Origin of the sequence: Salegentibacter sp. 24 (genome assembly GCF_004362395.1) — a bacterium.
Lineage (GTDB): Bacteria > Bacteroidota > Bacteroidia > Flavobacteriales > Flavobacteriaceae > Salegentibacter.
In genome coordinates, this window is the sequence record NZ_SNWE01000007.1 from 1 (window position 1) to 25,683 (window position 25,683).

General features: G+C 40.1%; 27 protein-coding genes. 17 read left to right on the plus strand and 10 right to left on the minus strand.

Features of this window, described 5'->3' with window-relative positions:
- Nucleotides 1-426: 426 nt before the first annotated feature.
- The 3 genes from DET49_RS18440 to DET49_RS06300 all read right to left on the minus strand — a co-directional run bounded on the left by DET49_RS18440 (nucleotide 427) and on the right by DET49_RS06300 (nucleotide 2,397).
- Nucleotides 427-591, minus strand: coding sequence for a hypothetical protein (locus DET49_RS18440; protein ID WP_166636551.1), 165 nt, complete (start codon nucleotides 589-591; stop codon nucleotides 427-429).
- A 406-nt stretch (nucleotides 592-997) separates the two neighbouring features.
- Nucleotides 998-1,186 (minus strand): hypothetical protein, encoded by a 189-nt coding sequence (locus DET49_RS06295; RefSeq protein ID WP_133547255.1) that lies wholly within the window; start codon nucleotides 1,184-1,186, stop codon nucleotides 998-1,000.
- 158 nt (nucleotides 1,187-1,344) lie between these two features.
- A complete protein-coding gene (locus DET49_RS06300; RefSeq protein ID WP_133547256.1) occupies nucleotides 1,345-2,397 on the minus strand; it encodes a flavin-containing monooxygenase in 1,053 nt (350 codons plus the stop codon).
- Between the two features lie 95 nt (nucleotides 2,398-2,492).
- Between DET49_RS06300 and DET49_RS06305 the strand changes: the two genes are divergently transcribed.
- Genes DET49_RS06305 through DET49_RS06315 form a run of 3 tightly spaced genes read left to right on the plus strand, consistent with a single transcriptional unit; the run spans nucleotide 2,493 to nucleotide 4,318 of the window.
- Entirely contained in the window at nucleotides 2,493-3,266 is a 774-nt protein-coding gene (locus DET49_RS06305; protein WP_243729550.1) for a creatininase family protein, read from the plus strand.
- 15 nt (nucleotides 3,267-3,281) lie between these two features.
- Nucleotides 3,282-3,614 carry a CidA/LrgA family protein gene (locus tag DET49_RS06310; protein WP_133547257.1) on the plus strand — a complete coding sequence of 111 codons (333 nt, stop codon included), beginning with the start codon at nucleotides 3,282-3,284 and terminating at the stop codon, nucleotides 3,612-3,614.
- Nucleotides 3,614-4,318 carry an LrgB family protein gene (locus DET49_RS06315; RefSeq protein ID WP_133547258.1) on the plus strand — a complete coding sequence of 235 codons (705 nt, stop codon included), beginning with the start codon at nucleotides 3,614-3,616 and terminating at the stop codon, nucleotides 4,316-4,318. The genes DET49_RS06310 and DET49_RS06315 overlap by 1 nt, the downstream gene beginning before the upstream one ends.
- Here the strand turns inward: DET49_RS06315 and DET49_RS06320 are convergent.
- Complete coding sequence (locus DET49_RS06320) at nucleotides 4,295-5,566, minus strand: cation:proton antiporter (RefSeq protein WP_133547259.1); 1,272 nt, start codon at nucleotides 5,564-5,566, stop codon at nucleotides 4,295-4,297. The two genes, DET49_RS06315 and DET49_RS06320, sit on opposite strands and share 24 nt — an antisense overlap.
- 174 nt (nucleotides 5,567-5,740) lie before the next feature.
- Between DET49_RS06320 and DET49_RS06325 the strand changes: the two genes are divergently transcribed.
- The 5 genes from DET49_RS06325 (at nucleotide 5,741) to DET49_RS06345 (ending at nucleotide 12,054) form a co-directional block, all read left to right on the plus strand.
- Nucleotides 5,741-6,127, plus strand: a complete 387-nt coding sequence (locus DET49_RS06325) for a hypothetical protein (protein WP_133547260.1) — start codon at nucleotides 5,741-5,743, stop codon at nucleotides 6,125-6,127.
- Nucleotides 6,128-6,138: 11 nt separating this feature from the next.
- Nucleotides 6,139-8,505, plus strand: a complete 2,367-nt coding sequence (gene ppsA / locus DET49_RS06330) for a phosphoenolpyruvate synthase (RefSeq protein WP_133547261.1) — start codon at nucleotides 6,139-6,141, stop codon at nucleotides 8,503-8,505.
- A gap of 10 nt (nucleotides 8,506-8,515) precedes the next feature.
- Complete coding sequence (locus tag DET49_RS06335; protein WP_133547262.1) at nucleotides 8,516-11,143, plus strand: cation-translocating P-type ATPase; 2,628 nt, start codon at nucleotides 8,516-8,518, stop codon at nucleotides 11,141-11,143.
- Nucleotides 11,144-11,221: 78 nt separating this feature from the next.
- The gene (locus DET49_RS06340) at nucleotides 11,222-11,662 is read left to right on the plus strand and encodes a hypothetical protein (protein WP_133547263.1); all 441 of its coding nucleotides are present in this window, start codon (nucleotides 11,222-11,224) and stop codon (nucleotides 11,660-11,662) included.
- Between the two features lie 92 nt (nucleotides 11,663-11,754).
- Complete coding sequence (locus DET49_RS06345; RefSeq protein ID WP_133547264.1) at nucleotides 11,755-12,054, plus strand: HPF/RaiA family ribosome-associated protein; 300 nt, start codon at nucleotides 11,755-11,757, stop codon at nucleotides 12,052-12,054.
- 102 nt (nucleotides 12,055-12,156) lie between these two features.
- Here the strand turns inward: DET49_RS06345 and DET49_RS06350 are convergent, their stop codons facing one another.
- Both DET49_RS06350 and DET49_RS06355 read right to left on the minus strand, forming a co-directional pair.
- Nucleotides 12,157-12,654, minus strand: a complete 498-nt coding sequence (locus DET49_RS06350; protein ID WP_133547265.1) for a DUF456 domain-containing protein — start codon at nucleotides 12,652-12,654, stop codon at nucleotides 12,157-12,159.
- Nucleotides 12,655-12,668: 14 nt separating this feature from the next.
- A complete protein-coding gene (locus tag DET49_RS06355) occupies nucleotides 12,669-15,347 on the minus strand; it encodes a cation-translocating P-type ATPase (protein WP_133547266.1) in 2,679 nt (892 codons plus the stop codon).
- A 288-nt stretch (nucleotides 15,348-15,635) separates the two neighbouring features.
- Here DET49_RS06355 and DET49_RS06360 point away from each other — a divergent pair, with 288 nt between their 5' ends.
- From DET49_RS06360 to DET49_RS06370, 3 genes are read left to right on the plus strand one after another with little or no spacing between them, the layout of a single operon-like run.
- Nucleotides 15,636-15,998, plus strand: coding sequence for a BlaI/MecI/CopY family transcriptional regulator (locus DET49_RS06360; protein WP_133547267.1), 363 nt, complete (start codon nucleotides 15,636-15,638; stop codon nucleotides 15,996-15,998).
- The gene (locus tag DET49_RS06365; RefSeq protein ID WP_133547268.1) at nucleotides 15,998-17,569 is read left to right on the plus strand and encodes a M56 family metallopeptidase; all 1,572 of its coding nucleotides are present in this window, start codon (nucleotides 15,998-16,000) and stop codon (nucleotides 17,567-17,569) included. Before DET49_RS06360 ends, DET49_RS06365 begins: the two co-directional genes overlap by 1 nt.
- Nucleotides 17,570-17,627: 58 nt before the next feature.
- Nucleotides 17,628-18,707, plus strand: a complete 1,080-nt coding sequence (locus DET49_RS06370) for a tetratricopeptide repeat protein (RefSeq protein ID WP_243729551.1) — start codon at nucleotides 17,628-17,630, stop codon at nucleotides 18,705-18,707.
- 81 nt (nucleotides 18,708-18,788) lie between these two features.
- Here DET49_RS06370 and DET49_RS06375 read toward each other — a convergent pair whose 3' ends face one another.
- Together DET49_RS06375 and DET49_RS06380 are read right to left on the minus strand one after the other, a co-directional pair.
- Nucleotides 18,789-19,220, minus strand: a complete 432-nt coding sequence (locus DET49_RS06375) for a hypothetical protein (RefSeq protein ID WP_133547270.1) — start codon at nucleotides 19,218-19,220, stop codon at nucleotides 18,789-18,791.
- Nucleotides 19,221-19,251: 31 nt separating this feature from the next.
- The gene (locus tag DET49_RS06380) at nucleotides 19,252-19,440 is read right to left on the minus strand and encodes a hypothetical protein (RefSeq protein WP_133547271.1); all 189 of its coding nucleotides are present in this window, start codon (nucleotides 19,438-19,440) and stop codon (nucleotides 19,252-19,254) included.
- Nucleotides 19,441-19,852: 412 nt separating this feature from the next.
- Here DET49_RS06380 and DET49_RS06385 point away from each other — a divergent pair, with 412 nt between their 5' ends.
- Entirely contained in the window at nucleotides 19,853-20,326 is a 474-nt protein-coding gene (locus tag DET49_RS06385) for a hypothetical protein (protein WP_133547272.1), read from the plus strand.
- Nucleotides 20,327-20,384: 58 nt separating this feature from the next.
- On the opposite strand, the gene DET49_RS06390 is transcribed toward DET49_RS06385, so the two are convergent.
- Complete coding sequence (locus DET49_RS06390) at nucleotides 20,385-20,660, minus strand: YciI-like protein (protein WP_133547273.1); 276 nt, start codon at nucleotides 20,658-20,660, stop codon at nucleotides 20,385-20,387.
- Between the two features lie 2 nt (nucleotides 20,661-20,662).
- Entirely contained in the window at nucleotides 20,663-21,802 is a 1,140-nt protein-coding gene (locus DET49_RS06395; RefSeq protein ID WP_133547274.1) for a glycosyltransferase family 2 protein, read from the minus strand.
- Nucleotides 21,803-21,991: 189 nt separating this feature from the next.
- Here DET49_RS06395 and ruvC point away from each other — a divergent pair, with 189 nt between their 5' ends.
- The 5 genes from ruvC to DET49_RS06420 all read left to right on the plus strand — a co-directional run bounded on the left by ruvC (nucleotide 21,992) and on the right by DET49_RS06420 (nucleotide 25,660).
- Nucleotides 21,992-22,543, plus strand: a complete 552-nt coding sequence (ruvC, locus tag DET49_RS06400; RefSeq protein WP_133547275.1) for a crossover junction endodeoxyribonuclease RuvC — start codon at nucleotides 21,992-21,994, stop codon at nucleotides 22,541-22,543.
- Nucleotides 22,544-22,579: 36 nt separating this feature from the next.
- The gene (gene hemW, locus DET49_RS06405) at nucleotides 22,580-23,716 is read left to right on the plus strand and encodes a radical SAM family heme chaperone HemW (RefSeq protein ID WP_133547276.1); all 1,137 of its coding nucleotides are present in this window, start codon (nucleotides 22,580-22,582) and stop codon (nucleotides 23,714-23,716) included.
- A 147-nt stretch (nucleotides 23,717-23,863) separates the two neighbouring features.
- Nucleotides 23,864-24,619 (plus strand): cyclase family protein, encoded by a 756-nt coding sequence (locus DET49_RS06410; RefSeq protein ID WP_133547277.1) that lies wholly within the window; start codon nucleotides 23,864-23,866, stop codon nucleotides 24,617-24,619.
- 74 nt (nucleotides 24,620-24,693) lie between these two features.
- Complete coding sequence (locus DET49_RS06415; RefSeq protein ID WP_133547278.1) at nucleotides 24,694-25,044, plus strand: DUF4260 domain-containing protein; 351 nt, start codon at nucleotides 24,694-24,696, stop codon at nucleotides 25,042-25,044.
- 1 nt (nucleotide 25,045) lies between these two features.
- Nucleotides 25,046-25,660 carry a DUF4230 domain-containing protein gene (locus DET49_RS06420; protein ID WP_133547279.1) on the plus strand — a complete coding sequence of 205 codons (615 nt, stop codon included), beginning with the start codon at nucleotides 25,046-25,048 and terminating at the stop codon, nucleotides 25,658-25,660.
- Nucleotides 25,661-25,683 lie beyond the last annotated feature (23 nt).

A 25,683-nucleotide genomic window follows, 5' to 3' on the forward strand; every position in this document is an offset into this window, starting at 1 on the left:
AACAATCTCGTACCGGTTTTATAAAATTACTGCTGAAATAGAAGAATATTATGAATGGTATACGATTTAACAACTGATAAAATCAGCAGGCCCTAAGTAGTATAATTATCTGACTCAAGCTTTCCAGATATGAACTGAAATTCAACAATTAGAACGTCTTTTAAAGTTTCATAAACCTAACAATCCCATCATTATGGGTTCAATAGTAAGCTAGCTTGAATTTTAAGTCTAGATCCGGCGAACAGAAATTACATACTAGGCAACGCTATCTGGATAAAGTTCCTAAACAAATCGCAATAAGTTTCGAAGCCCACATGGTTTGTGTAGCAGGTAAAAGGGGTGAAAGAGGTTGAAGATAAAGAGGAGCTATCAGACTTTAACTAAAAATAGAAATAGGAAAAATTATAAGCCAAAAAAAGAAAAGAGTTATGCGGGGATATTGTCGTACTGATCGGAGTAACTTAATACTGTGTCAATTTTTCTAAGTTCATTTTCAATGCCATCTAATCTCTTATTAACACTTCTAAAGTTAGAATTTATTTCAGCTTTAAGTTCGGCAATAGCTTTTAAAACCTCTTGATTATCAGACATAATTGGTTTTTTTAGTGATATATTAAAGATATACAAAATTAGATTGAAAAATCATATTTTCACTCAACGCTTCTATTCTTTATTACTATAGATTTTTTATTAATAATAAATATTACTTATTATTCCTTTAGCTTTAGCTCTTTTATTATTGGTAACCTATCTTGAAAGCGATAAAAGCACTAACTGAGTGTAAGGCGTTTCCTATAGTAATGAGGTGAGCCTTCAATTAAATCTTTGGTGGTAAACCAATGACTAGAGGCCCTATAAAACAAGAGTATTATTCTAAACTTCAAGATAATGTTATCCGCTTTTATAAATCCTTGTTTAATTTACTTAGATATTGACGAATATCTAAAATATTAAGAAAAATTTTGTACTATTGAATTCGTAGTAAAGTGTAGTTTTTTTAGTGGTTACGCATTTTCTTAAACCACTTTCTCCATAGATTAGCGATTTCATACTGATCAAGGAATGTTGAATTCATTATTACAATGTTGACAACGAATATTCCGAAAATTGCAAATCCCAGGTGCACATCAAATATATCTATTCTTTTCTCCTTTTTTGTGGGTTTAGTTCCTGTAGTGTTTTCCACTTTATATTCCCATTTTAAGCCTTAGCATATCTTGAGGCTTTCCGTTACCGAAAACGAACAAAGCTTGATTTTCTCCATTCTTTTGAAATGCTTTGAACATTTTTATACTAACTATTTCCGGATGCTTATTAAAAACCTGTTTCGTATGTTTTTACAATTTAAGCGAAGTTGTTTTCTTCCGTTTGAATGTAATTCGTTAGATACTTTGCATCATTTTTAATCCCGCCTAAAGTGGCTGAGCCACGTGTATGCAGCCAGGGAAGTCCAATAAAATAAAGTCCCTCAATATTACTGATCCCACGTTGATGCTTCGGGTAGCCATCCTTAGTAAGTTCCAGTCCATCTATCCAACTAAAATTGGGTCTGTAGCCCGTTGCCCAGACAATATTTTTTATATCCTCAATTTTGCGATTTTCGGTAACTATAATTTCACCCTTGGCATTTTTGGTTTTTCCAACGGGAATTACATTATTCCGTTTTAAAATTCCTTTTACATCGGTTCCGATGATGGGTTGTTTCGACTGGCTTAGTTTTTTGCCGAGCCAGGTTTTTCGGCTAAAACTCAGGAAGCCAATTTTGGTAAACCACCACCACAATGTTTTTCCCAGGATTTCCTGTGGTAGGACCCGAACATCCGTAGCTCCAGAAAAATAGGTAGTCCTTTTGGTTTGGGAGATTTCATCCAGGATTTGAAAACCAGAATCTCCCGCACCTACAACCATTGCCGGGCCTTGCTTTAATTGCCCAGGATTTTTGTAATAGTTGCTGTGAATCTGGAAAACTTCTTCCGAGATCTTCTTGGAAAAGGATGGGGTATAAGGAATATGGAACGGCCCTGTAGCAATTATTACATTTTGGGTCTTTAATTCCCCATTGGGATGCTTAAGAACAAAGTGATCCTCTTCCTTGCTAACCTGTTCCACCAGGGTGTTTAATCTAATATCGATATTGAATTCGGTCACATAATCTTTAAAATAAGCAGCAACATCTTTTTTGGTTGGATAATATCCTTGTTCGGCCGGGAAATCCATTCCCGGTAAATTGTTGAATTCGGAAGGCGTAAAGAGTTTTAAGGAATCCCAGCGGTTTAGCCATGAGGCCCCGATTTCCGATTCTTTATCCACAACAATATATTGCTTCCCCAGCTTGTTGAGGTAATACGCCATTGAAAGTCCGGCCTGGGCCCCACCAACAATTATAAAATCCAGCATGGTATTTAATTTTAATCAAAGGTAGGATTTAATTTCTGCCTGTTAAATCCTCTTAGAAGATACAGAATTGCTAATTTTAAATGAAATTTAGTTTTATGGAAAAAAAGATAAGGCCCTACGTTTTGGCCGAAACTAACTGGAAGCACGTTAAAGATGAAAATTTTAGTACCGCAATTCTGCCCTGGGGAGCTACCGAGGCACATAATTATCACCTGCCTTATGCTACCGATAATATTCTTGCCCAGGAAGTTGCGATAAGGGCAGCAGGAAAAGCCTGGGATAAGAAGGCGAAAGCAGTGGTGCTGCCCACCATTCCTTTTGGAGTAAATACCGGGCAAATGGACGTAAAACTCTGTATGAACCTTAACCCAAGCACACAATACGCAATTTTAAGGGATGTCGCGCAGGTTTTGGACAAGCATAACATCAACAAGCTCGTGATTTTAAATGCCCACGGCGGAAATAATTTTAAACAAATGATCAGGGAACTCAGCCTGGAATTCCCGGAGATCTTTGCCTGCTCTGTAAACTGGTGGCAATCTACTAGTGCCAAGCCTTATTTTGAGGAACCTGGAGATCACGCAGGGGAACTGGAAACCGCCGCAGTCATGCACCTGCGGCCCGAGTTAGTCTTACCCCTTGACCAGGCGGGAGAGGGGCGTGCCAAAACTTTTAAAATGAATGCCCTAAAAGAAGGCTGGGCCAGTGCCCAGCGAGAGTGGACACAGGTTACCCCGGATACCGGAGTTGGAAACCCAAAGGCTGCCACTGTTGAAAAAGGGAGGGTTTTCTTTGAAAAAACTACCGATATGATCGCTGATTTCTTCCTTGAACTGCACCGGGCCGATCTTAAGGATATGTACGAATAACTTTTTAAAAATACTATGCTTAAAGCTCTGGCTTATATTTTTGGGTTTTTACTTTTAGGAGAGGTAACCACCTATTTTTTTGAAATTCCAATCGCTGGCAATATCCTTGGGATGTTTTTTATTTTCCTGGCTTTAAGACTTAAAATAGTGAAACTTCAGGATGTAAAGCCAGCCTCGGATAAGCTTATAAAATACCTGGTGTTGTTCTTTATTCCCTATGGAGTGGGTTTAATGGTCTATTTTGAGATCATTGCTGAATACTGGTTGCCAATTTCAGTAGCAGTGATTGCCAGTACCGTGATCACCCTTTATATCTCAGCTATAATAATTGAAAAATCAGGGAAGTAATGCAGGAATTTTTTCAATTACCGGTATTTGGCGTTTTTATAAGTATCATCGCTTTTGCCGGTGCTCGTGAACTACGAAAAAAATTCAATTATGCCCTGCTAACTCCGGTTCTGGTAGCTATTGTGTTTATCATCGGCTTTCTACTCATTTTTAATATCGATTATGAACATTATAACCGGGGAGGACGATACATCAGTTTTTTCCTGGGTCCATCGGTAGTGGCACTGGGTGTTTTCTTTTATGAAAAATATGAGGAAGTAAAACAGCATTTAAAAGTGTTCTTGCTTTCGGTAACCCTTGGAGGAATAACCGGAATTTTAACGGTGATTATATTTCTGTTCCTTTTAAAGGTCCCCGGGTTTATCATTGAATCGCTAGCCGCAAAATCGGTCACTACACCCATTGCCATTGAAATCACAAAACTTACCGGTGGGATACCTGAAATTACCGCGGGAATTGTAATTGCCGTGGGAATATTCGGCAATGCCTTCGGACCTTTTATTTTGAAAAAATTAGGGATCAAAAGCAAAATTGCCATTGGTACGGCCTTAGGAACAGCGGCACACGGCATTGGTACGGCCCGGGCTTTTGAAGAGAGCAAGCTGGCAGGGGTTTACAGCGGACTGGCTATGTGTGTCAACGGAATCATTACTGCGCTTATTACCCCTTATCTACTTGAATTATTCCTTGGGCTGGTCTCCTGATTCATTTTTGTTTTGTTCTGTTTTTCGCTTAAAATAATCAATAATGGAAGGGGCAGTAAGCCCATGAATTACAATTGAAATTAGAATAATATAAGCGGTTATCGAGTAAAGTTCATTCTTATGCTCAAACCCGTCGAACTGAACAAAAGCCCAGGATAGATAAAAGATCGAACCAATTCCCCGGATTCCCAGGAAACTGATTGCAAGCTTATTATCAAAACTGTCCTTTATGCCTATCATCCCTATAATTCCCGCCAGGGGTCTTATAACCAGTACAAATACAAAAGCGAAAAAGATGCCTCGCCAGTCGGTAAGACTCAGCATTCCATTCATAATAGACCCCCCAAAAAGAATAATCCAAACCACCAGCAGCAGGCGTTCTATCTCGTGAATAAAATCGTGCATTTGGGTTTTGTAATCTCCGCTGACTTTTTCAAAATGGCGCAGGCTTAAGCCGGCAAAGAATACCGCCAGGAAACCATAACCATGCAAGAGCTCTGTAGCACCGTAACTAAAAAGGGTAAGCGATAAGGCAAGAAATCCATCAAAAGTTTTAATACCGGCCAGCTTGTGAATTTTATCCAGCAAAAAGCCAATCCCGTGACCCATCGCAAAACCCGCTATCGTTCCTATGATAATTTTTAAAAAGAACTTGTCAAGTACCCAGTCGGAAAAATCAAAAGCAGCCCAGCTCCCAGCCTGGGCAACCAAAACCGCCATAAAGGTGAAGGGAAAGGCAAGCCCGTCATTCAATCCGGCCTCACCGGTAAGTGAAAATCTTATTTTCCCCTTATATTGTTTTTCTCTTTGAGGATCCTTGAGTTGGGTTTCAGAAGCCATAACAGGATCTGTAGGGGCTAGAACTGCTGCCAGTAATAAGGAGGACGGAACACTTAAATAAAGAAAATCCTTCCCCATAAAATAGGCTGCAAGCATACAAAGTGGCATGGTTATAAACACCAACAGCAATGGTCTTTTCCAGGCTTTTAAACTGTAGGTTTCTCCTATTTTTAAGCCGGCACCCATCAGGGAAATAATCACAATCATTTCAGAAAAATACATCAGGGATTTATCCGGCCATAATGGATCCGGCCAGCCAATGGGTAAACCCAGTGCAAATATTAAAAAGCCGATGAGAAGTAATATGACAGGGCCACTGATTTTAATGCGTTTCGAAACTGAAGGTAACCAGGCCATGATAAGGGTGGTTAAGCCAATTCCAGCTAATATCCAGTAGTGCTCTTTCATACATTCATAAAATTAATGCTTTTAAGTCTTGTTTTTTCAGCCGTCTAATTTTTTCACAAAAGTCTAACAATCGGGGCCCACTTTCTGAAATTATTAGGTGGCTAACTGATATTTATCATATTAAAATCCTTCTATACAGCCTAAATTTGAGAGGATAATCAATTCCTGTAAAAGATGGATACTTCCTTATTTCTGGCTAAATTTTGGGGATGGTATCTCCTTATATTCTTTTTTGTCCTGAGTTTTAATCCCAGGAGAATCCAACAGATCTTTCAAGATTTAAGGGATCAGAAATTCCTAATCCTGGCTGCATTTGCAGCTATAATTATAGGTTTACTCAATATTCTTTTTCACAATATCTGGGAGTTGAGCTGGGAATTTATCATTACCGCCCTTGGCTGGTTCTCTCTCTTTATAGGGCTTGGTCTTTTTGTCTTTCCTCAATCTACCACCCGAAAACTGACCCTGCTCAACCTCAAATTTGTACAGCTCATCTATGTGCTGTTATTCCTTTTAGGAATCTTTCTACTGAATATGGGCTATGAGCTCGTATTGTACTAAAAAATAAGCATATGAAATACATAAAAAAATTTAGGGAACTCTCTATGAAAGACCTCGCAGAGGTGGGTGGAAAAAACGCTTCCCTGGGCGAGATGTATAACGAATTGTCTTCAGAAGGAGTATTGGTGCCTGATGGTTTCGCAACTACTTCTCAGGCATTCTGGACCTTTATAAAATCCAATGATATCGAGGAAAAAATAAAGGATCTGTTAAAGAAACTTAACCGGGATAATTTTGAAAACCTTACAAGTATTGGTGCCCAGGCCAGGGAATTAATTCTATCAGGAACACTTTCTGATGATTTTACCCAGGCGATTACTGCGGCATACCAGGAGCTGGGAAATGATAAGGATATACCCGTTGCGGTAAGAAGCAGTGCCACTGCCGAGGATTTACCAAGTGCGAGTTTTGCCGGCCAGCACGATACTTTCTTAAATATAAAAGGTACTAAGGCCCTGCTTAGCGCAGTCAAAAATTGTTTTGCTTCCCTGTATACCAACAGGGCCATTAAATACCGGGAGGACAAGGGCTTTTCCCACCACCAGATCGCACTGTCCGTAGGAGTGCAAAAAATGGTACGATCAGATATTAGTTGCTCCGGGATAGGTTTTAGCCTGGAACCCGAATCAGGTTTTAAAAATATAATCCATATTTCCGGGGTTTGGGGACTGGGTGAAAATATTGTACAGGGGCTGGTCAACCCTGATGAATTTGATGTTTTTAAACCAATGATTGATAAAGCTCAAAATCCTGTTATTCAGAAAAAACTTGGCCATAAAGAACTTTCCATGGTCTATGCTGAATCCAACGGGCATTCTTCCACTGTAAACATTGAAACTCCGCTGGAGAAACAGGATAGTTTTGTGCTGGGAGATGAGGAAATCATTAAACTTTCCCGGTGGATTTTACTCATCGAAAAGCATTACAAACGCCCGATGGATGTGGAGTGGGCAAAGGACGGATTGAGCCATGAACTTTACATTACCCAGGCCCGGCCCGAAACTGTACATCAGGACCAGGAGAAGCGATATTATGTAGAATATCACCTCAAAGAAAAAGGCGAAATTTTAACCCAGGGAAGCGCTATTGGCTCCAGCATCGCAACCGGAAAAGCCCGGTTTTTAAAATCACCCGAGGAAGGGCATAAGCTAAATCCCGGTGAAATTCTAATTACCAGTACTACCAGTCCGGATTGGGACCCAATCCTGAAACTGGCGGTTGCCGTGGTTACCGAAAGAGGCGGCAGGACAAGCCACGCGGCTATCGTAGCCCGCGAACTTGGAGTGCCTGCCATTGTGGGAACAAGCGATGCTACCCAAAAGATTAAAGATGGCGAGATGATTACGGTTTCCTGTGAAGGTAAAACCGGGTTTGTCTATAAGGGGGCACTGGAATTTGATATCAAAGAAATAGATTTCGGGAAAATTTCCCTCCCAGAAACCGAAGCTAAATTTATCCTGTCAGACCCGGACAGGGCTTTCCAGCTTTCTTTTTATCCTAATCACGGGGTTGGCCTGTTGCGAATGGAATTCATCATAACCCATAAAGTGAAAATCCACCCAATGGCCCTGGTAAGGTATGAAGAGGTTAAAGAAACAGCCGCTAAAAAGATCATTGAAGAACTCACCTGGCAGTATAAAGATAAACGGGATTTTTTTATTGAAGAGTTATCCCGGGGAATTGCCGTGATGGCCGCTGCTTTCTATCCCAAGGAGGTAATTGTTAGGCTCAGCGATTTTAAGAGCAATGAATATGCAAACTTAATTGGAGGTCGCCAATTTGAACCTTTAGAAGAAAATCCTATGCTTGGTTTTAGGGGCGCTGCCCGGTATTACCATCCTAATTATAAAGAAGCCTTTGAGCTGGAATGCAAAGCCATTAAAAGGGTTAGGGAAGAAATGGGTCTTGAGAATCTAAAAGTGATGATCCCTTTTTGCAGAACCCTAAATGAAGCCCGGAATGTAATTGGTTTAATGAAAGAATTTGGCCTGGAGCGCGGAAGGAATTCCCTGGAAATTTATATGATGGTTGAAATTCCCTCCAATGTTATTCTCCTGGAGCAGTTCGCTGATTATTTTGATGGTTTTTCTATTGGCTCTAACGATCTTACCCAACTATGCCTGGGAGTCGATCGGGATTCAGAATTAATGGCGGAGGTATTTGATGAGAATAATGCCGCTGCAAAACAAATGATGGCAAGCGCAATACAAAAGGCCCTTAAGGCAGGTAAGAAAATAGGGCTCTGCGGTCAGGCACCCAGCGATTTTCCTGAATTCGCTTCATTTTTAGTCCATGAAAAAATCAGCAGTATTTCCTTTAACCCCGATGCGCTTTTAAAAGGGATAGAAAATATTAATCAAGCAGAGGCCGGGCGGTAAAAAACAAGCAATGTTAAAAGATCCGCATGCAAGTTCTGCTGAACACATCCTTTCAGAATTCAAGGTTGATCCCGATAAGGGATTAAAGCGCTCTGAGGTCGCTTCAGGATTAAAAGAACATGGTCCCAACCGTTTAAAAGAGGCGAAGTCTAAAAATATCGGGCTTATTTTTTTAGAACAATTCCTTGATCCGATAATCTATATCCTTGCTGCCGCGATGGCCCTGGCATATTTTTTTGAGGAATGGTTGGAGGGCACGGCCGTTTTAATAGTGATTCTCATAACGGCGCTTATAGGTTTTTTTATGGAATGGCAGGCAATCCGTTCGGTAGAGGCTTTGCAGCGCATGGTGGAAACAAAGGCCAATGTGTTGCGTGAGGGAAAACTGGAGCATATAAAAGCGACCGGCTTGGTGCCCGGGGACATCGTGGTTTTGGAAAGTGGCGATGTTATTCCAGCGGATTGCCGGATGCTGAAAACGGAAAGTTTTGCGGTAAAAGAAGCGATTCTTACCGGGGAGAGCAATCAGGTGGAAAAAAACCCGGAGACTCTGCCTGTTAAGGTTTCGTTGGCCAACCGAAAAAATATGCTTTATAAAGGCACTATAGCGGCCAGGGGGAAAGCCAAAGCAATAGTAATTGCCACAGGCGGGGATACAGAAATTGGCCGAATTAGCCAGCTTACCAGTGGGGCTAAAAAAGAAAGCACCCCTTTAGAAAAGAAGTTGAAAAGTTTGAGCAGATGGCTAATCTGGCTCACTTTGATTTTGGCTATGCTCATAGTGGTCACCGGCTATTTTCAAGGCAAGGATTTAATGATCATGATTAAGACCGGGATCGCTTTGGCGGTAGCAGCTATTCCGGAAGGTTTGCCCATTGTGGCCACCATAGCGCTTGCCAGGGGAATGCTTAGGCTTTCCAAAAGAAATGTGGTGATCAAAAAATTAGAAGCGGTTCAAACCCTGGGGGAAACCGGAATCATTTGCACCGACAAAACCGGGACGCTCACCGAAAACAAAATGAGCGTTCATCATTTGGTATTGAGCACAGCAGCATTTGCTGCTTCTGAAGCCGAAAATTTCAAGCAGGATCCCGGTTTTGAAAAGTTGATACATATTGGTAGTTTATGTAATAATTCAAAATTAAAAAATGGCGAATTCTCGGGAGATGCTGTAGAGATCGCCTTTATTGAATTTGCTGCAGGACTGGGATCTGATTACCAAGAACTTCAGGAAGAGTATCCAAAAATACTCGAAGTTCCTTTTGATGCGGAAACCAAGAAAATGGCCACTTTGCACCATTATAAGGGGCAATATCTCATAGCAGTGAAAGGGGCCCTTGAAACGCTGCTGGATTCCTGTGATTTCATTCTTACCAAAGAAGGGGCTGAAGATTTTCTGGATAAAAAGCAATGGCAGCAACAGGCAAAGCTAATCGCAGCAGAAGGAATGCGCGTTTTGGCTTTCGCATACCGGGAAAGCAAAGAAGAACCGGAATATGAACGTTTAATGGAGCATCTCACCTTTGTTGGGTTCCTGGGATTTTTAGATCCGCCACGAAAAGATATTAAAAAGGCTATTGAGACCTATAAAAACGCCGGAATAACCGTGGTGATGGTTACCGGGGACCATCCCGATACGGCCAGGAAGATCGGGGAGGAAATCGGCTTAATTGCTCCAGATGCACCCCAGGAAATAGTAGTGCACGGAGCGGATCTTGAGCAGATAGGAAGTTTAACCCCGGAGGGACAAAAAACCTTAATGCAGGCGCGGATATTTGCAAGAATGGTCCCGGGCCAGAAGCTGGATTTGGTAGAATTTTATCAGAAAAACAAAGCTATTGTCGGAATGCTGGGCGATGGTGTAAACGATGCCCCGGCCCTTAAAAAAGCAGATATTGGCATTGCGATGGGAATTCGCGGGACCGAGGCTGCTAAAGAAGTCGCCGATGTTATTTTAATGGACGATAAATTCACCTCTACAGAACTTGCCATAAGACAGGGGCGTAATATTTTTGAGAACATCAGGCAATTCGTGATTTTTTTACTTTCCTGTAACCTGGCAGAGATAATTTCAGTGGCCCTGGCCGCATTGAGTAATCTACCCCTGCCTTTGCTTCCGCTACAAATACTTTTTTTAAACCTTGTAACCGACATTTTCCCGGCCCTGGCCCTTGGAGTAGGAAAAGGGGATCCAAATATTATGAAAGACCCTCCCCGGGATCCTCAGGAGCCTATTCTCACTAAAAGGCTTTGGTTGGCAACGGTATTGTATGGTCTTAGTATTACCACAGCGGTGATAGGGGTAGTGGCTTACACCCATTTTATAATGGGGCTAAGTGCAGTTTTGGTAAATAACATTGCCTTTTATACCCTTATCCTGGGGCAGCTGCTTAATGTCTTTAACCTGCCAAGACGCAAGATATCCTTTTGGAAAAATGAGGTGACCACCAATCCCTGGGTTTGGGCAGCGTCAATATTCTCATTGTTAATTATGGTGCTTGTTTATCATATTCCGGTAATGGCCAGGGCTTTGTCCCTTGTTCCCCTTTCTACCAGTCATTTTTTGGTAATCGCTGTTTTTGGGCTGGGTTCCCTGGGAATATCCCAACTGTTAAAACGCTTAAAATTAGCAAATTAATCTTTTTAGATACTGACCAAAATCATATTTTTTTAGTTGGTTTTAGCTTAATTTCAGTAGCTCATAAAACTATTGATTATGGAAAGTATAAGGAACAGGCCTAAAGGTGATTTTATTGCCCAGGCCAATTTAGAACAGCTCTATGCACTTACAAAACACTGGAATTCAGACCTGCAATTTTTTAAGGACGATCTCGCTTTTCTGTATAAACTTTTAGACAGCTACTTTATTTGGATAGATAAGGAAGAGAATTACAAAGTGGCCTTGAAGATGAAAAATGACCTTCTGCGGCTAAGAGAGCGTAGCCAGGACCTGTTGCAGAAAACTGATAAGCACAGGGAACAAATAGGAAAAATGATACTTGAAAAAATTGAAGATTCCAGGATTTTTAGATTGGAACACCAGCATTTGGAAGATGAGATCGCCAGTTTTGTAAAAGCATTCAGGTTGAACAGGTTAGCCCTATTTAAGGTAACCGAGCACATAAAAGATACCGAGAAGTTGCAGGAGGTACACTAAAAAAAAGATCCTAATCTGCTCCAAGGTGATGCTCATCATATTTTTCAGCCTAGCTTAAAACTAACTTTGACTAAACAATAAAACCTACTACTATGCTCATCAACATCCAGTTTATAAAAACAAAAGGAAGTGAAGCCTTATCTCAAATTGTATCAAAAAACTTAGATAAACTAGCAAACAAGTATGACTGGCTTATAAAAGCAGAAGTCTATTTTAAAGAAGAAAATGACCCTACAGGAAAATCGAAGATCTGCGAGATCGAGCTAAGTGCGCCCGGTCCAAGGATTTTTGCCTGTTCAACAGAAGAAAGTTTTGAATTAGCCATCAAAAAAACCGTCTTCGAACTTCAACAGCAGCTCAAAAAGCGAAAAGCTGTTTTAGTAGCGCATTAAGGTGCTGGTAGCGACTGTTTAAGAAGAAAGCGTTTTACGCCCCAATTCGGTTAATCTCAATTATCCGATACCGGCTAAAATCATTCTTAGACAGTCGCTATTTTAAAAAAGCAACTCCCGAAATTCCCAGGCTTTATAGCTAAAGAAAAGCAGGAATCCCACGGCTACCACGAATTCCATAAAGGTAGAGGCAAGTAAACCAATAAAGGATCCGTAGGCTGCCCGGAGTGCCGATTTAGAATCTGATTTATTGATTATTTCTCCAACAAAAGCACCGGCAAAAGCACCGATGACTATTCCGAAAGGAATCGGTACAAAAATACCAATAACCAGCCCAATGGTGGCACCCCACATTCCAGATTTGCTACCCCCGTATTTTTTTGTTCCCATGGCCGGGATAACAAGTTGCAAGGCATAAATTATAGCGGCGATAATAAAACTGATCCCCAAAACCCAGTAATTTATCGGTACCGACGGGGCTAAATAGAGCAGCAGCAGTCCCACCCAACTAAGGGGTACCCCGGGTAATACCGGTAAAAAACTCCCCAGGATCCCGAGGATCATTAACACTGCGGCCAGGGAAACAAAAAGGATATCCATATTTACTTTTCAATTTAAAAATCTTTTTTAAACTCCTTGATTAGCTGAATGATTATCAAGGGGGTAATACTACTTATAACAATTAATACCCAGCTTGTCAAATTAAGCCTTTCAAAAGAAAATACATCAGCGAATACCGGCACAAAATAAGCAATAAAAACTATTGCAAAACATAAAATTAGCGCCATCCATATAAATTTATTCCTGGTCACCTGATTATTGAACATATTTTCTTTCCCCTCGCGTAAATTGAATACATGCAGAAATTGGGTAAAGGCAAGACTGAAAAATGCGATGTTATTATTGATGCTTTCCGACTGCTCCAAAACAAAATAAGAGTACAAATACGCACCGCTTACACTAGCGGTAATAATGATACCATAGGATATAATTTGCAGCCAGTTTTTTCTCAGAAGCACAGGTTCTTTTGGATCCTTTGGTGGTTGCTCAAGCACATTTTTATCTCCCTCCCCGACGCCAAGGGCCAGAGCTGGAAATACATCAGACAGGAGATTGAGCAAAAGAAGTTGTAAGGGTAAAATAGGCAGGGTGAACAGGGTAAAACTCATAATGGCTATAATGAGGATTTCGCTGAGGTGGTAAGAAAGCTGATAAACCACAAATCGTCGTATATTTCCAAAGATTATTCGTCCCTGTTCTATGGCTTTTACAATAGATTCAAAAGAATCGTCTTTCAATACCACGTCAGCCACTTCCTGGGCCACCTGCGTTCCTCTTTGTCCCATGGCAATCCCAATATCAGCTTTCTTAAGCGCGGGCGCATCATTGACACCGTCCCCGGTCATAGCGACAATTTCCCCATTTTTGCGATAAGCTTCTATCAACTGCAATTTCTGCCTGGGCGCCACCCGGGAGAAAACAAAGGAATCCTTTATAGCTTCATAATTCAATTGTTCCTCATTTAAATCTTTCCCATGTACAACGACATTTTTATTGTCTTCTTCTTTAGAAAAGAGATGAACGGTTTGTCCAACGTTTTTGGCAGTCCCCGGGTGGTCCCCGGTGACCATTAAAACTTTAATTCCTGCTTTCCTGCAGGCTTCGATGGAAGGGGTGATGTCCTCCCGTGGGGGATCTATAAAACCAATTAAACCGGCAAAACATAATTGCTCCAAAAAGCTGTCTTCATTATCCGGCTTATGCTCTGTTTTTCTATAACCAAATGCCAGTACCCGCAGCCCATCCTCTGAAAGTTCATCATTTTTCTCTTGCCATTGCTTTCGATTTTGTTCATTTAATTCTTTTATTTCTCCTCCTTCAAGAATTTGCGTACTTCTTTCCAGGATTGCATCGGTGGAGCCTTTAGCGGCGATATAAATTTCTCCGCCTTCGGTTTTAGAGGCCACACCCATCGTCATTGTTTCCGAATCAAACGGCTTGTGAAGAATTCGCTTTTTTTCCTTGTTTTGTTTATAAAGCTGCTGGTCCAACTTGCTGCAGAATTGCAATAGGGCAATCTCGAGTGGGTCTCCATTGCCTGTGTTGTCCTCCTCTAAGGATGCATCATTTGCAAGCACTGAAATATTAAATAATTCCTGGAAATTCTGGTTCTCCTGGTCTTCTATTTCAGGCTGGTAATTCTCCCATTTCACATGGAGGTCATCGCTTTGGGGAAATGAGAAATTTTTGACACTTAGTTTATTTTCGGTCAGGGTTCCAGTTTTGTCTGTAAAGATTACGGTGGTCTCGCCAAGAGTTTCTACCGCACTTAATTTTTTTACCAGTACATTTTTTTTGGACAACCTATACATCCCACGAGCCAGGGCAATGCTGGCGACAATGGGTAAGCCTTCTGGTATTGCAGCTATGGCCCAGGCAATTGAGGTCTGAACAAGCTGATATAGATCTTTATCTGTCAGATAGCCGAATATAAAGAAGGCGACGGAAATAGCCAGAATTACCCAAATTAGCTTTTTAGTCAGCTTATTGAGCTTTTGGGTAAGGGGAGTTTCCTCTTCCTTTTGTTCCTGGACCATAGCCGAAATATTACCCACTTCGGTATACATAGCCGTAGCAAAGACTACTGCTTTTCCTGTTCCCCCGGTAACGGCGGTGCCCTTGTATATAGTGTTTTTACGATCCGCGACTTGTTTTTCCGAATCAAGGGTTTCCGTAGATTTATCCACGGGTACAGACTCCCCGGTTAAAGCGGCTTCGTCAATTTTAAGCTCATTGGCCTCAATAAGACGGGCATCTGCAGGGATCAAATCCCCAGCATCTATCTTCAAGATATCCCCTGGAACAAGTTCTATAGCGTCAATTTCCATCTCTTCCCCAGACCTTAAGACGGTAATCTCTGTTTTATCCAGTTTTTTAATGGCCTCCATAGATTTTTTTGCCTGGTATTCCATCCAAAAGCCAATGATGGTATTAACCAACAGGACCACTATAATTACAATGGCCTCTGGGATATCACCGAATATAAAAGCTACCCCGGCTGCTGCGGCCAGGAGGTAGACCACGGGATTATTTAACTGGCCCAGGAGCATACTTAAGATACTTTTTCCAGCTTTTTCCTCGAGTTGGTTTTTCCCGAATTCCTGCTGGCGCTGCTCTATATTATGCTCGTCCAGGCCTTTTTCGGCACTGGTTTGAAGTTTGTCAATTACATCTTCTATGGACCGGCGATATGCTTTTTTACCTAGATCTGAAAGTTCCTTTTTTGAAATCATAGATTAAAAGTTAATCATTTTAAAGAGCTTAGAAGAGAACTTATCCTTATTTTAGAAAGTTTTAATATTATTTGTAACTAAAACATTAGGTTAAACTAAAAAGTTAGTTTATATTAGCAGTGTAAAATTATTCTCGTAAGTATTAACAGGATCCGGTTTAAATTCCTGAAGTTACTTCAACCAAGATTATTACCCGGGGAAAACAGTTAAGCCATATAAAGCCTGTCAGAAACCGAGCTTAATAATTTAAGATTTCCGTAAAGAGGAAATGATAAAAGATCATTTATAATGAAACAACTAACCAAAGCGGAAGAAGAGATTATGCAAATTCTCTGGAAATTGGAGAAGGCCAATGTCGCTTCCATAATTGAAGAAATGCCAGAGCCAAAACCGGCTTACAACACGGTTTCTACCATTGTTCGCATCCTGGAGGATAAGGGCTTTGTGGACCATAAAAAAAAGGGGAAGGGCTATGTGTATTTTCCACTCCTGGCTCGGGAAACATACAGCAATCAGAGCATCAATAAACTGATGAACAATTATTTTAACGGCTCCTTCAAAAGTATGGTTTCCTTTTTTATGAAAAAGAACGATATGGACACAAAAGACCTGGAAGCTATTTTAAAGGAAATCAATAAAAAAGAAAAATAATGTTACAGTATATACTTCAGGTGGTATTGTTTCAACTTGGTTTTTTGCTGATGTATGAACTACTGCTAAAAAAAGAGACATTTTTCACGACCAACCGGTGGTATTTATTAATAACCCCAGTGGTAGCCCTTTTACTGCCTTTACTAAAATTTGAAAGTTTATCGGCCCTGGTTCCGGCAACATCTCTCTCCGGTCTCTCCCAGGTTTGGCTCCCTGAAGTTTATCTTGGTAGTCAGCCTGAAAATATCCAGCAATTACCGGCGGTAAATATAGCCCAGGATCAAGGGCTGCAAATTAACTGGTACCTGGTAAGCTATATTTCGGGAGTCATTTTGAGTTTGATTTTATTACTGAAAAAATACCAAAACCTAAAAAATTTATTTCATTTCCGAACTATTGAAGAGGACAAGCAGCTACGAATAATCGAAGTTCCAAATTCCCACATTGCCTGTACTTTTTTTAAAACCATCTTTTTGGGTGATAGGTTATCGAAGGCGGAAAGACAACAGATCCTCTCTCACGAACTGGTTCATGTAAAGCAAAAACATAGCCTGGACCTAATATTTTTTGAAGTCCTAAAGATCATCTTCTGGTTTAACCCTTTGGTCTACATCTACCAAAGCAGGATTGCGACTTTGCACGAGTTCATCGCCGATGCAAATGTGGTAAGAACCACGACCAAGCGCAGTTATTACGAGCAGTTGCTCAACAGCGCGTTTAATACAAAGAATATATCATTCATCAATCAATTTTTTAATCATTCATTAATCAAAAAACGAATTATTATGTTACAAAAATCAAGATCTAAAACAATCGCGAAATTCAAGTATTTATTTGTACTGCCCTTACTTTTTATGATGCTGACTTACGTTTCATGTTCATACGAAAATTCCTCCATAAATGCTACCAAAGATGATCCCTTGTCTCAGTATAGCTATACCCTTAATCTTGAAGAAGGAATGACAGAGGATAAAAAGAAAATACACCGGAAATACGAAGAATTCCTTAGCAATAATCCTGGTTATGTGAGCTGGGCAACAATTAGTGGTAATACCATAAATTATGCTGTACATAGTGTAGCGGAAGAAGTGCCTGAAGGTTATATAAAATTACATGTAAGTGACAAGTACGATATGTATATCAATTTACCCAATGGTGGAAAGGAAAAAGATGCCGATATATATGCTGAAGAAATTGAATATGATGGTGACGGTGTTCCATTTGCAGTAATAGAGGAGGTACCTTTCTTTAAGGAGTGCCAAGGTTTAACTTCGAATGAACAGCGAAAAAATTGTATGTCTTCTAAAATCACAGAATTTGTGAATAGGAACTTCAATACCGGTCTGGGAAAAGAATTAAATCTGAAAGGTACAAATCGCGTCATCACCCAATTTAGAATAGATGAAACCGGAAATGTTGTAGATGTGAAAGCCCGCGCTCCCCATCCTAAACTTGAAGCCGAAGCTATCAGGGTGATTTCTGAGCTTCCTAAAATGCAGCCAGGAAAACAGGAAGGAAAAGCTGTTAGTGTTATGTATTCCCTACCTATAATCTTTCAGGTAGGTGAATAGAATATGTTTTATTATTATATTATTGTTAGCCTTCAAGGCCGGAGCTCAAACTTCGGCTTTGAAGGTTTCGGATAGTTTGTATGCCGTTGGAGAGTATGCCAAGGCCATAGATAAACTCCAGGAATTGGAGACTAAAACCGAGAAAGTCTATCTCCAACTGGCAAAAAGCCATGCCGCCAATAGGCAAGCTGAGATGGCATTGGAGTACTATAAAAAAGTTTTAAGCGGAAGTCCTAATCGTGTTCTAACCGCTTTGGATTATGGCCGGTTATTGGTGGATACCGGTAAATGGGAAAAAGCAGATAGCCTTTTTAAGGTCCTGACCAAAACCTATCCGGAAAATGCCAATTTTAAATTTCAGCAGGCTTTAATCAAGGAGAAATTAAAGGATAGCTTGGCGATGCATTATTTTATGCAGACCATAGCTTTAGATAAGACCCACCAGGGAGCGCTTTATAAGCTTGCAAAAAATAAATTAAAGCACCACCAGTACACCATGGCAGAGCATTTTAGTAAAACTGGCCTGGAGGTAAACCCCAACAACCCTTCTTTGCTTAGCATTCTGGCCCAGACTTATTCTTCTTTAAAACTTTATAAAAAAGCCATTCCACCCTATGAAAGCTTGATCGAACTCGGGGAAAATTCTGAGTTTATCTATTCCAAACTCGGGTTCGCATATTACCAGGTGGGAGATTATAGAAAAGCCATTGATCATTTTAAAAATGCCCTGGAATTGGAAGATCGAAATTCGTCCACACATTATACGCTGGGAAAATTATATGCTTTAACCGGAGACCTGGAGAATTCTGAAACTCATTTATTAATGGCAATTCTCATTAAAAAACAACCTGTAGATGCTGAATATTTAAGCCTGGGCCTTACCTATAAAATGCAGGAAAATCATAAAGATGCACTGGAATATTTCATAAAAGCCCTCCAAGAAAATCCTGATAACGAAAGAGCTTTATATGAACGTGCAGTAGCAGCAGATAATTATATGGCCGACGATAAAACCGTGATAAATTATTACCAGGCCTATTTTGATAAATATGAAAGTATTGGAAATGACGGCATGGTATACCGTGCAAAGACCAGGATTAGCGATCTTAAGCAAAAAATACATCTTGCTGGAAATTAATTTTGACTTCTATCTTTCTAAATAGAAAGCATTAGTAACAGGGGCAATTGAAGGTAGACTTTATGAAAGAAACTCAGGTTCTTATTCACACTCATAATTTTTATTATAGATAATTTTATCTGTCAACATATTATAAATAATTCCTCTTATCCCGCAACTATGGATATAAACCGTTTTATCTTCTTTCCAATTAGGATTATCATACTGATGCAAAGTGTTGTTTTTAAGCATTTTGACTGAAATAAGTTTTTGATCATCTTTTACAATCCCTTCATATTTCCTAACATAAGATTTATAAGGTATTCCCAGTTCGTCTAGCTTTTTTTCAAATTGATATACTTCAGAAATCTTTAAATTAAATACCTGATGAGTTTGTAGATATTTATCAGAGAAATAACTCCGGTATAGGATCACTCCTTCACGGCCCTTATAATTTATTTCAACATACTCCTGCGAAAAGAGAAGATTTGACAGAAGCATAAAGAACAATAAACTTAAGGTACTAACTTTCATGATTTTTCCGGTATGTTATTACTAAAGCTTCCTATTTCCAATGCTTATAAGCTGTATCATTAGTTCGATCAATTTCTTTTAAACCTTCAATAATTTCTCCTCTGAACATTGCTGTCCTATGATAATGCATTAATCTTGGAATAGTTTTTTTTGGGATCCCAAGAATAAGCATAAATTTTATAGTATTTCCAAAGAATACGGAAATGATTTCCAGGTTCATGGGTGGTTGCCGGGATTCCTTTATGGGATAACTTCAATATGCTATGCTTTACAAAGCATAGTAAAGAAAGAAATTAAAGTTTCGGGTTGCTCAACTAAAAAGCCTTTTTATTATGGATGCCCACCATATTCGGGTCCCAAGTCATCCTTATTGGTGTGGGATTTAACTCCAAGGGAACAAAGTGCGTAATAAAAATTGGTTGAAAAAAAATTAAAGGGTAGGATAAGCTTGGGGAAGGCATCCCTAAAGCTATAAGGGAAGTCGATTACTTCACAAAGTTCTTGACTTTACGTCAAGACTAGTTGGAAGAGAAGTCTTCTGAGGGGTATGGAATTAAAGATTAGCAGTTGATTTTCACAAAGATTTCTCTTAATTTTGTTTACTTTTGCTTAAAGTCCAAGCGCGTTTGCCAATGAAAAAAGCTTTACTTGTCATTGCTGTTTTAGTAGTTTTCTCCTGTAATTTTGAGACCAAGAAAATTTCTTCAGAAGAGGTGCTGGAGCTGGAATCCCGATCGTTAAATTGGAAAGAAGTAGATCAGTATCCTGCTTTTAAAGATTGCCAGGATCAAACAGAACTTCTGGCTGCCAGGGATTGCTTTGAGAGAGAAGTCGCAGAAAACATTTACGCGTATCTATCTAAACAACAACCCGTGGTAACGGAGTCTATAGATGATACGCTTTATCTCTATCTTGAGATTACCAGTGCAGGAAATCCTGAAATCGATTCAGTACAAATTGATTCTACCCTAAACAAACAACTTCCGGAATTAAGAATGTGGTTAGACCAGTCTATAAATTCCCTTCCAAAAATCTATCCGGCCAGTAAGCGTGGGGTACCGGTTTCCAGTATTTTTAAAATGCCCATTGTTATTAAGGCCGAATAATGTGCTGCTCTTTATTGCAGAACTATATAACAGGCGAAGGTCTTTTTGACATCTCTTTCTAATTACCGATTACCACGTTCCATTTTTTTACCGTCCAGGCTTTTATGAGCCCGTTTTCCACATAAGGATCGTTCTGCGCAAAAGCTCTAACGATTTTATCACTATCCGCTTTAAAAACCAGGACTGCTTCATTGGCGGAATCTATAGCGCCACCAAGGGTGAGATAGCCTTCATTGAAATATTCTGCAGCATGGTTTAAATGTTCCTGTCTGAATTTTACCCGGTCCTCCAGGTAATTTTCTCCGGTGATATAACTTAAAATATAGTAATGCATTTTTATCTTTTGAATTGTCTTCCTTTCCAGTAAAAATTCGAAAATAGGGATTTCACGGCTATATAAGTGCTAAGAAAAGGATAAAAGATACTGCTCCAAAAGAAACTCCGCAATACTGGTTTTAGATGAAAAAATTTGGCAGAACTATAGACCAGGATAAAATCCAGGTTGAATTTCACCAGGAAAATAATCAAAACAGCCTTGTAAGGCAAGACTTGAAGGAACACCAAAATTACTGCGATTACCAGGCTGGAATTCATCAAAAGTACGCTTACCCCAGTGAATTTAGCCAGCAGGCTTTGATATGCGGGTGCTTTAGAGGCCCATCTTACCCGTTGGGCAACTAAATCGCCCAAATTATTTTGAGGCTGGGTTAAAACAATAGCTTCCCTGCTTTTTAGATAACCAGTTTTATATTTTTCCTTCTGAAATTTTTGAAGCAGGAAAACATCATCCCCACTGGCGATATTATCATTGCCCGTGAACCCGCCAAGTTTTAAAAAGGATTCTTTTTCATAGCATAAATTAGCGCCATTACAAATAAAAGCTTTTCCAAGGCCGAAGGCACCTGCGCTGGAGGCCTGAAGGCTTAAGATATCCAGGGCTTCAAAATTTCCAAACCGATATCGCTGTTTTGTTTTTAAACTTTCGGGAATTAAAGCCACCGGGCCGGCAATAAGTTTATTTCCGGTTTCCAGGATAAAATCATTATATATGCTTAACCAGTTTTCCGGCATAAGGCAATCGGCATCCGTGGTAAGCATATAATCAAACTCAGAGATGTGAATTGCAGTGCTAATGGCATCTTTTTTCGGAGCATTGGAAATCCGCTGGTTTTCTAAAAGTCTAACCCGGAATTCCGGATTATTTCGCTGGAATTCTCGGATGATTGCTACCGAAGCATCTTCAGATTCATCATCGATGAGTAAAATTTCAAACTTTGATCTCGGGTAATTGATTTTCCCCAGGGAATTTAGCAGAACCGGAAGGTTTTCAGCTTCATTTCGAAATGGAACAACTATGGAAAAACCGATTGCCGCAGGAGAATTTTTCCCATGAAATTCAGGAATCTTTTTCCAGCCATAAATCAGCATCAGCATTAAGACCGAATAACAAATACAGATGATAATTAAAATAATCATATTCGGCTTTTTGTTTCTAATAGTTCCTGTAAAGTAAGTTAATTTGGGGCAAAAGCAGGGGAGGTATAGTAGAAAAAGTACTTCTGCATTTTGCTTATTTAAAATCCCGGCTGGCAGCTATGGAAATGAAATTGCTTAGCTTTGCCAGACCAGCTTAAATTATGCAAGCTTAAAACCGAAACAGCTATTTTGAAGAGCGAAAGAATTATTTTAGGAATTGATCCCGGTACCACGATTATGGGTTTCGGACTCATCAAAGTGGAGCAAAAACAAATGAAATTTATGCAGTTGAACGAATTACAACTGAGTAAATACAGTGACCCTTACGTGAAACTGAAATTGATTTTTGAACGGACCATAGAATTAATAGATACCTATCATCCCGACGAGATTGCAATTGAAGCCCCCTTTTTTGGGAAAAATGTGCAATCTATGCTAAAGCTTGGAAGGGCGCAGGGTGTTGCCATGGCAGCCGGGCTTTCCAGGCAGGTACCTATTACGGAATATTTGCCCAAGAAAATAAAAATGGCCATTACCGGGAATGGAAATGCCAGTAAGGAACAGGTAGCAAAAATGCTACAAAGTTTGCTTGGGTTGAAATCCCTGCCTAAAAATCTCGACTCAACCGATGGGCTCGCGGCGGCGGTCTGTCATTTTTACAATTCGGGTAATACTGAAGTAAGTAAAAATTATACGGGCTGGGCTGCATTTGTAAAGCAAAACCCCAAGAAGATTAAATAATTTCAGGTAAATCCAAATAATTCACAAACCAACCTAATGTCTGGTATCTACATCCACATTCCATTTTGTAAGCAGGCATGCCATTACTGTGATTTTCATTTTTCAACCTCCTTAAAAAAGAAGGGTCAACTCGTTGAGATGCTATGCAGGGAATTAGTTCTTCGCAAGGATGAACTGGAAACACCTGGGATTCAAACGATCTATTTTGGTGGCGGTACCCCCAGCTTACTGGAAACAGAGGAACTACAGCAAATTTTTGATACGATTTACCAGCATTATACCATTGCAGAAAACCCCGAAATCACCCTGGAGGCCAATCCGGATGATTTAACGGAAGAAAAAATTAAAATGCTTGCCCATTCGAAAATCAACCGGCTGAGCATTGGAGTCCAATCTTTTTACCAGGAGGATTTGCAACTGATGAATCGTGCTCATAATGCCACAGAAGCTTTAAAAAGCATCCAACTGGCAAAACAATATTTTGATAATATCTCGATAGACCTGATCTACGGAATCCCAGACATGAGTTTGGAGCGATGGAAAAGGAACCTGGAAATCTCTCTGGAACTGGGTGTTCCCCATATTTCCAGTTATGCCCTTACAGTGGAACCCAATACAGCGCTTCAGAAATTTATTGAGAAAGGAAAAATTAAACCGGTAGACGATGAAGCTGCCAAACTTCATTTTGAAATTTTAGTGGAAACCCTGGTCAAAAATGGCTTTGAGCATTACGAGTTCTCGAATTTTGGCAAACCGAGCTATTTTTCACAAAACAATACCGCCTATTGGCTAGGGAAAACTTATTTGGGCATTGGCCCTGCCGCACATTCCTATGATGGAAATTCCAGGAAATGGAATATTTCCAATAATCCATTATACTTAAAAGCCCTGGAGAAAAATGAACTCCCCCAGGAAAGAGAAGAATTATCGCTTTCGGACAAATACAACGAGTATGTGATGACCCGGCTACGAACTAAATTCGGGGTAGTTACAGATGAGGTAGCTGAAAAATTCGGGGACCTTTATAGGGATCATTTTATCAAACAGGCAGCGCCATTACAGCAGAAAGATTTATTAATAGAAACAGGTGGTATCTGGCATATCACCGCCAAGGGAAAATTTTTAAGTGATGGGATTGCAGCTGATCTATTTTTCCTGGATGCGCAGGCCTAGTTTTTAACAGGGAACTCTTTTGGTTTCTTAAGGCTCTGATATTTCTGCTAGTTCTTCTAAGGGGATTGATATTATTTCTGCTTTACTTCCTTTCTATAATTCAGGTTTACGGCTTTGGCTACAAAACTTTTTTAATACATTTAACTTGTGAAAGCAAGTATAGAACTCAGGGGTAAAACCTATAAAACAGATTTTTCAAAACCGCTGGATATTTCCATTGGAATGCGCGGCGATGCTAAAAACCCTGTGGCCTGGTACTTAGGTGCCCCATCAATAAGCCCGGTGAAAGACGGCGATTTTATAGGAAAGGTTTCAGAAGGGGGATCGGTAAATTTTAATACCATCCAATTTAATCCACACGCACACGGGACACATACCGAATGCGTTGGACATATTTCCAGGGAATTTTACAGCATCAACCAGCAGTTAAAAACCTTTTTTTTCTTTTCTGAACTGATCTCGGTTACCCCTGAAGCAATTGGGGAAGACCAGGTGATTTCAGAAGCGATATTAAAGCAGAAATTTCAGGATAAGGACACCGAAGTCCTAATTATACGGACCCTTCCCAATTTTAGGGAAAAGCAAACCAGGAAATACTCCCATACCAACTGGCCATATCTTAGCGAGGCAGCTGCCGCTTATCTTAGAAAATCCGGGATCAGGCATTTACTAATCGACCTGCCATCGGTGGATAAAGAAAAGGACGGTGGAAAATTATTAGCCCATAAAGCCTTCTGGAATTATCCGAAAAGCACGCGTTTTGAAGCTAGCATTACAGAACTTATTTATGTTCCAAATGCCATAGAGGATGGGCATTACCTCTTAAATCTGCAATTCGCTTCTTTTGAAAACGATGCCAGCCCCTCCAAACCTGTTCTTTATAGAATCGAGGAAGACATCTAAGCATCGTGACAATGCAAATGCCAACACAAACCATTTATGTCAAATACCCAGGTTGGGATTAATCTGCCAGGCCTATGAACACAACACTTAAACTTGAAGAACTTGCCATGTTAGTGCTTGGCGTCTTTGTATTTACCCAACTGGACTTTGCCTGGTGGTGGTTTTTAGTTTTATTTTTCACCCCGGATTTTGGAATGCAGGGTTACCTTTTGGGAAATAAAATCGGTGCCCTTATTTATAATCTTTTTCATCATAAAGGCCTTGCTGTAGTGTTGTGGTTATTGGGATTTTACTTTCACAATGAGGTATTTCAATTAATAGGTGTAATTTTGTTTTCGCACGCGGCTTTTGATCGTATTTTGGGTTATGGACTCAAGTACGAAAAAGGCTTTAAATTCACTCATTTGGGAGAAATAGGAAATTAATATGGAATTTTTATTTATCGGTTTGGCCGTGGGAGCGGTCGTGGCATATTTCGTTTTTGCAAGGTTTAACAGAGAAAAATCAAAGCTCAAGGCCAACGAGCAATCGCTGGTGATTATGGATAAAATAAAGAGCGTTTGTAAGTTTATCACCGTGGAGGGAGATTTTTCGGAGATCTATCATTACGAGAATCTAAAGGAAAAGTACCTTAGTTTGCTGCTTGGGAAGAAAAAAGCCATCGTCCTGGTGAATGCCAAAGCTCACGTTGGTTTTGATCTTAGTAAAATTAGGATGAACAGCGATAACGAGAAAAAAACGATTGTACTCACCAATTTCCCCCAACCCGAATTGCTTACTGTAGAAACCGACTTTAAATATTATGATAAGCGTGAAGGTTGGGCGAATCCTTTCACGACCTCAGATCTTACTGATATCAACCGCGATGCGAAAAACTATATCGTAGAGAAAATCCCACAAAGCGGTCTTTTGGACCAGGCGCGAAAAGAGGCCCTGGATACCATCTTGCTTATGGAAAAAATTGTAGAAACTATCGGCTGGAGACTGGATTATACCGCGCTTACCCTGGAGGATAAAAAACAGGCTAAAATAGAGAATTAGAAGGGCGCAAAAAGAGCTTTCGT

Coding starts and splice junctions, on each gene's coding strand:
- DET49_RS06335 (WP_133547262.1), top strand. CDS start 8,516: ATGTTAAAAGATCCGCATGCAAGTTCTGCTGAACACATCCTTTCAGAA.
- hemW (WP_133547276.1), top strand. CDS start 22,580: ATGTCTGGTATCTACATCCACATTCCATTTTGTAAGCAGGCATGCCAT.
- DET49_RS06310 (WP_133547257.1), top strand. CDS start 3,282: ATGCTTAAAGCTCTGGCTTATATTTTTGGGTTTTTACTTTTAGGAGAG.
- DET49_RS06385 (WP_133547272.1), top strand. CDS start 19,853: ATGAAAAAAGCTTTACTTGTCATTGCTGTTTTAGTAGTTTTCTCCTGT.
- ppsA (WP_133547261.1), top strand. CDS start 6,139: ATGAAATACATAAAAAAATTTAGGGAACTCTCTATGAAAGACCTCGCA.
- DET49_RS06420 (WP_133547279.1), top strand. CDS start 25,046: ATGGAATTTTTATTTATCGGTTTGGCCGTGGGAGCGGTCGTGGCATAT.
- DET49_RS06320 (WP_133547259.1), bottom strand. CDS start 5,566: ATGAAAGAGCACTACTGGATATTAGCTGGAATTGGCTTAACCACCCTT.
- DET49_RS06395 (WP_133547274.1), bottom strand. CDS start 21,802: ATGATTATTTTAATTATCATCTGTATTTGTTATTCGGTCTTAATGCTG.
- DET49_RS06345 (WP_133547264.1), top strand. CDS start 11,755: ATGCTCATCAACATCCAGTTTATAAAAACAAAAGGAAGTGAAGCCTTA.
- DET49_RS06365 (WP_133547268.1), top strand. CDS start 15,998: ATGTTACAGTATATACTTCAGGTGGTATTGTTTCAACTTGGTTTTTTG.
- DET49_RS06360 (WP_133547267.1), top strand. CDS start 15,636: ATGAAACAACTAACCAAAGCGGAAGAAGAGATTATGCAAATTCTCTGG.
- DET49_RS06355 (WP_133547266.1), bottom strand. CDS start 15,347: ATGATTTCAAAAAAGGAACTTTCAGATCTAGGTAAAAAAGCATATCGC.
- DET49_RS06350 (WP_133547265.1), bottom strand. CDS start 12,654: ATGGATATCCTTTTTGTTTCCCTGGCCGCAGTGTTAATGATCCTCGGG.
- DET49_RS06380 (WP_133547271.1), bottom strand. CDS start 19,440: ATGAACCTGGAAATCATTTCCGTATTCTTTGGAAATACTATAAAATTT.
- DET49_RS06300 (WP_133547256.1), bottom strand. CDS start 2,397: ATGCTGGATTTTATAATTGTTGGTGGGGCCCAGGCCGGACTTTCAATG.
- DET49_RS06390 (WP_133547273.1), bottom strand. CDS start 20,660: ATGCATTACTATATTTTAAGTTATATCACCGGAGAAAATTACCTGGAG.
- DET49_RS18440 (WP_166636551.1), bottom strand. CDS start 591: ATGTCTGATAATCAAGAGGTTTTAAAAGCTATTGCCGAACTTAAAGCT.
- DET49_RS06375 (WP_133547270.1), bottom strand. CDS start 19,220: ATGAAAGTTAGTACCTTAAGTTTATTGTTCTTTATGCTTCTGTCAAAT.
- DET49_RS06305 (WP_243729550.1), top strand. CDS start 2,493: ATGGAAAAAAAGATAAGGCCCTACGTTTTGGCCGAAACTAACTGGAAG.
- DET49_RS06340 (WP_133547263.1), top strand. CDS start 11,222: ATGGAAAGTATAAGGAACAGGCCTAAAGGTGATTTTATTGCCCAGGCC.
- DET49_RS06415 (WP_133547278.1), top strand. CDS start 24,694: ATGAACACAACACTTAAACTTGAAGAACTTGCCATGTTAGTGCTTGGC.
- DET49_RS06315 (WP_133547258.1), top strand. CDS start 3,614: ATGCAGGAATTTTTTCAATTACCGGTATTTGGCGTTTTTATAAGTATC.
- DET49_RS06325 (WP_133547260.1), top strand. CDS start 5,741: ATGGATACTTCCTTATTTCTGGCTAAATTTTGGGGATGGTATCTCCTT.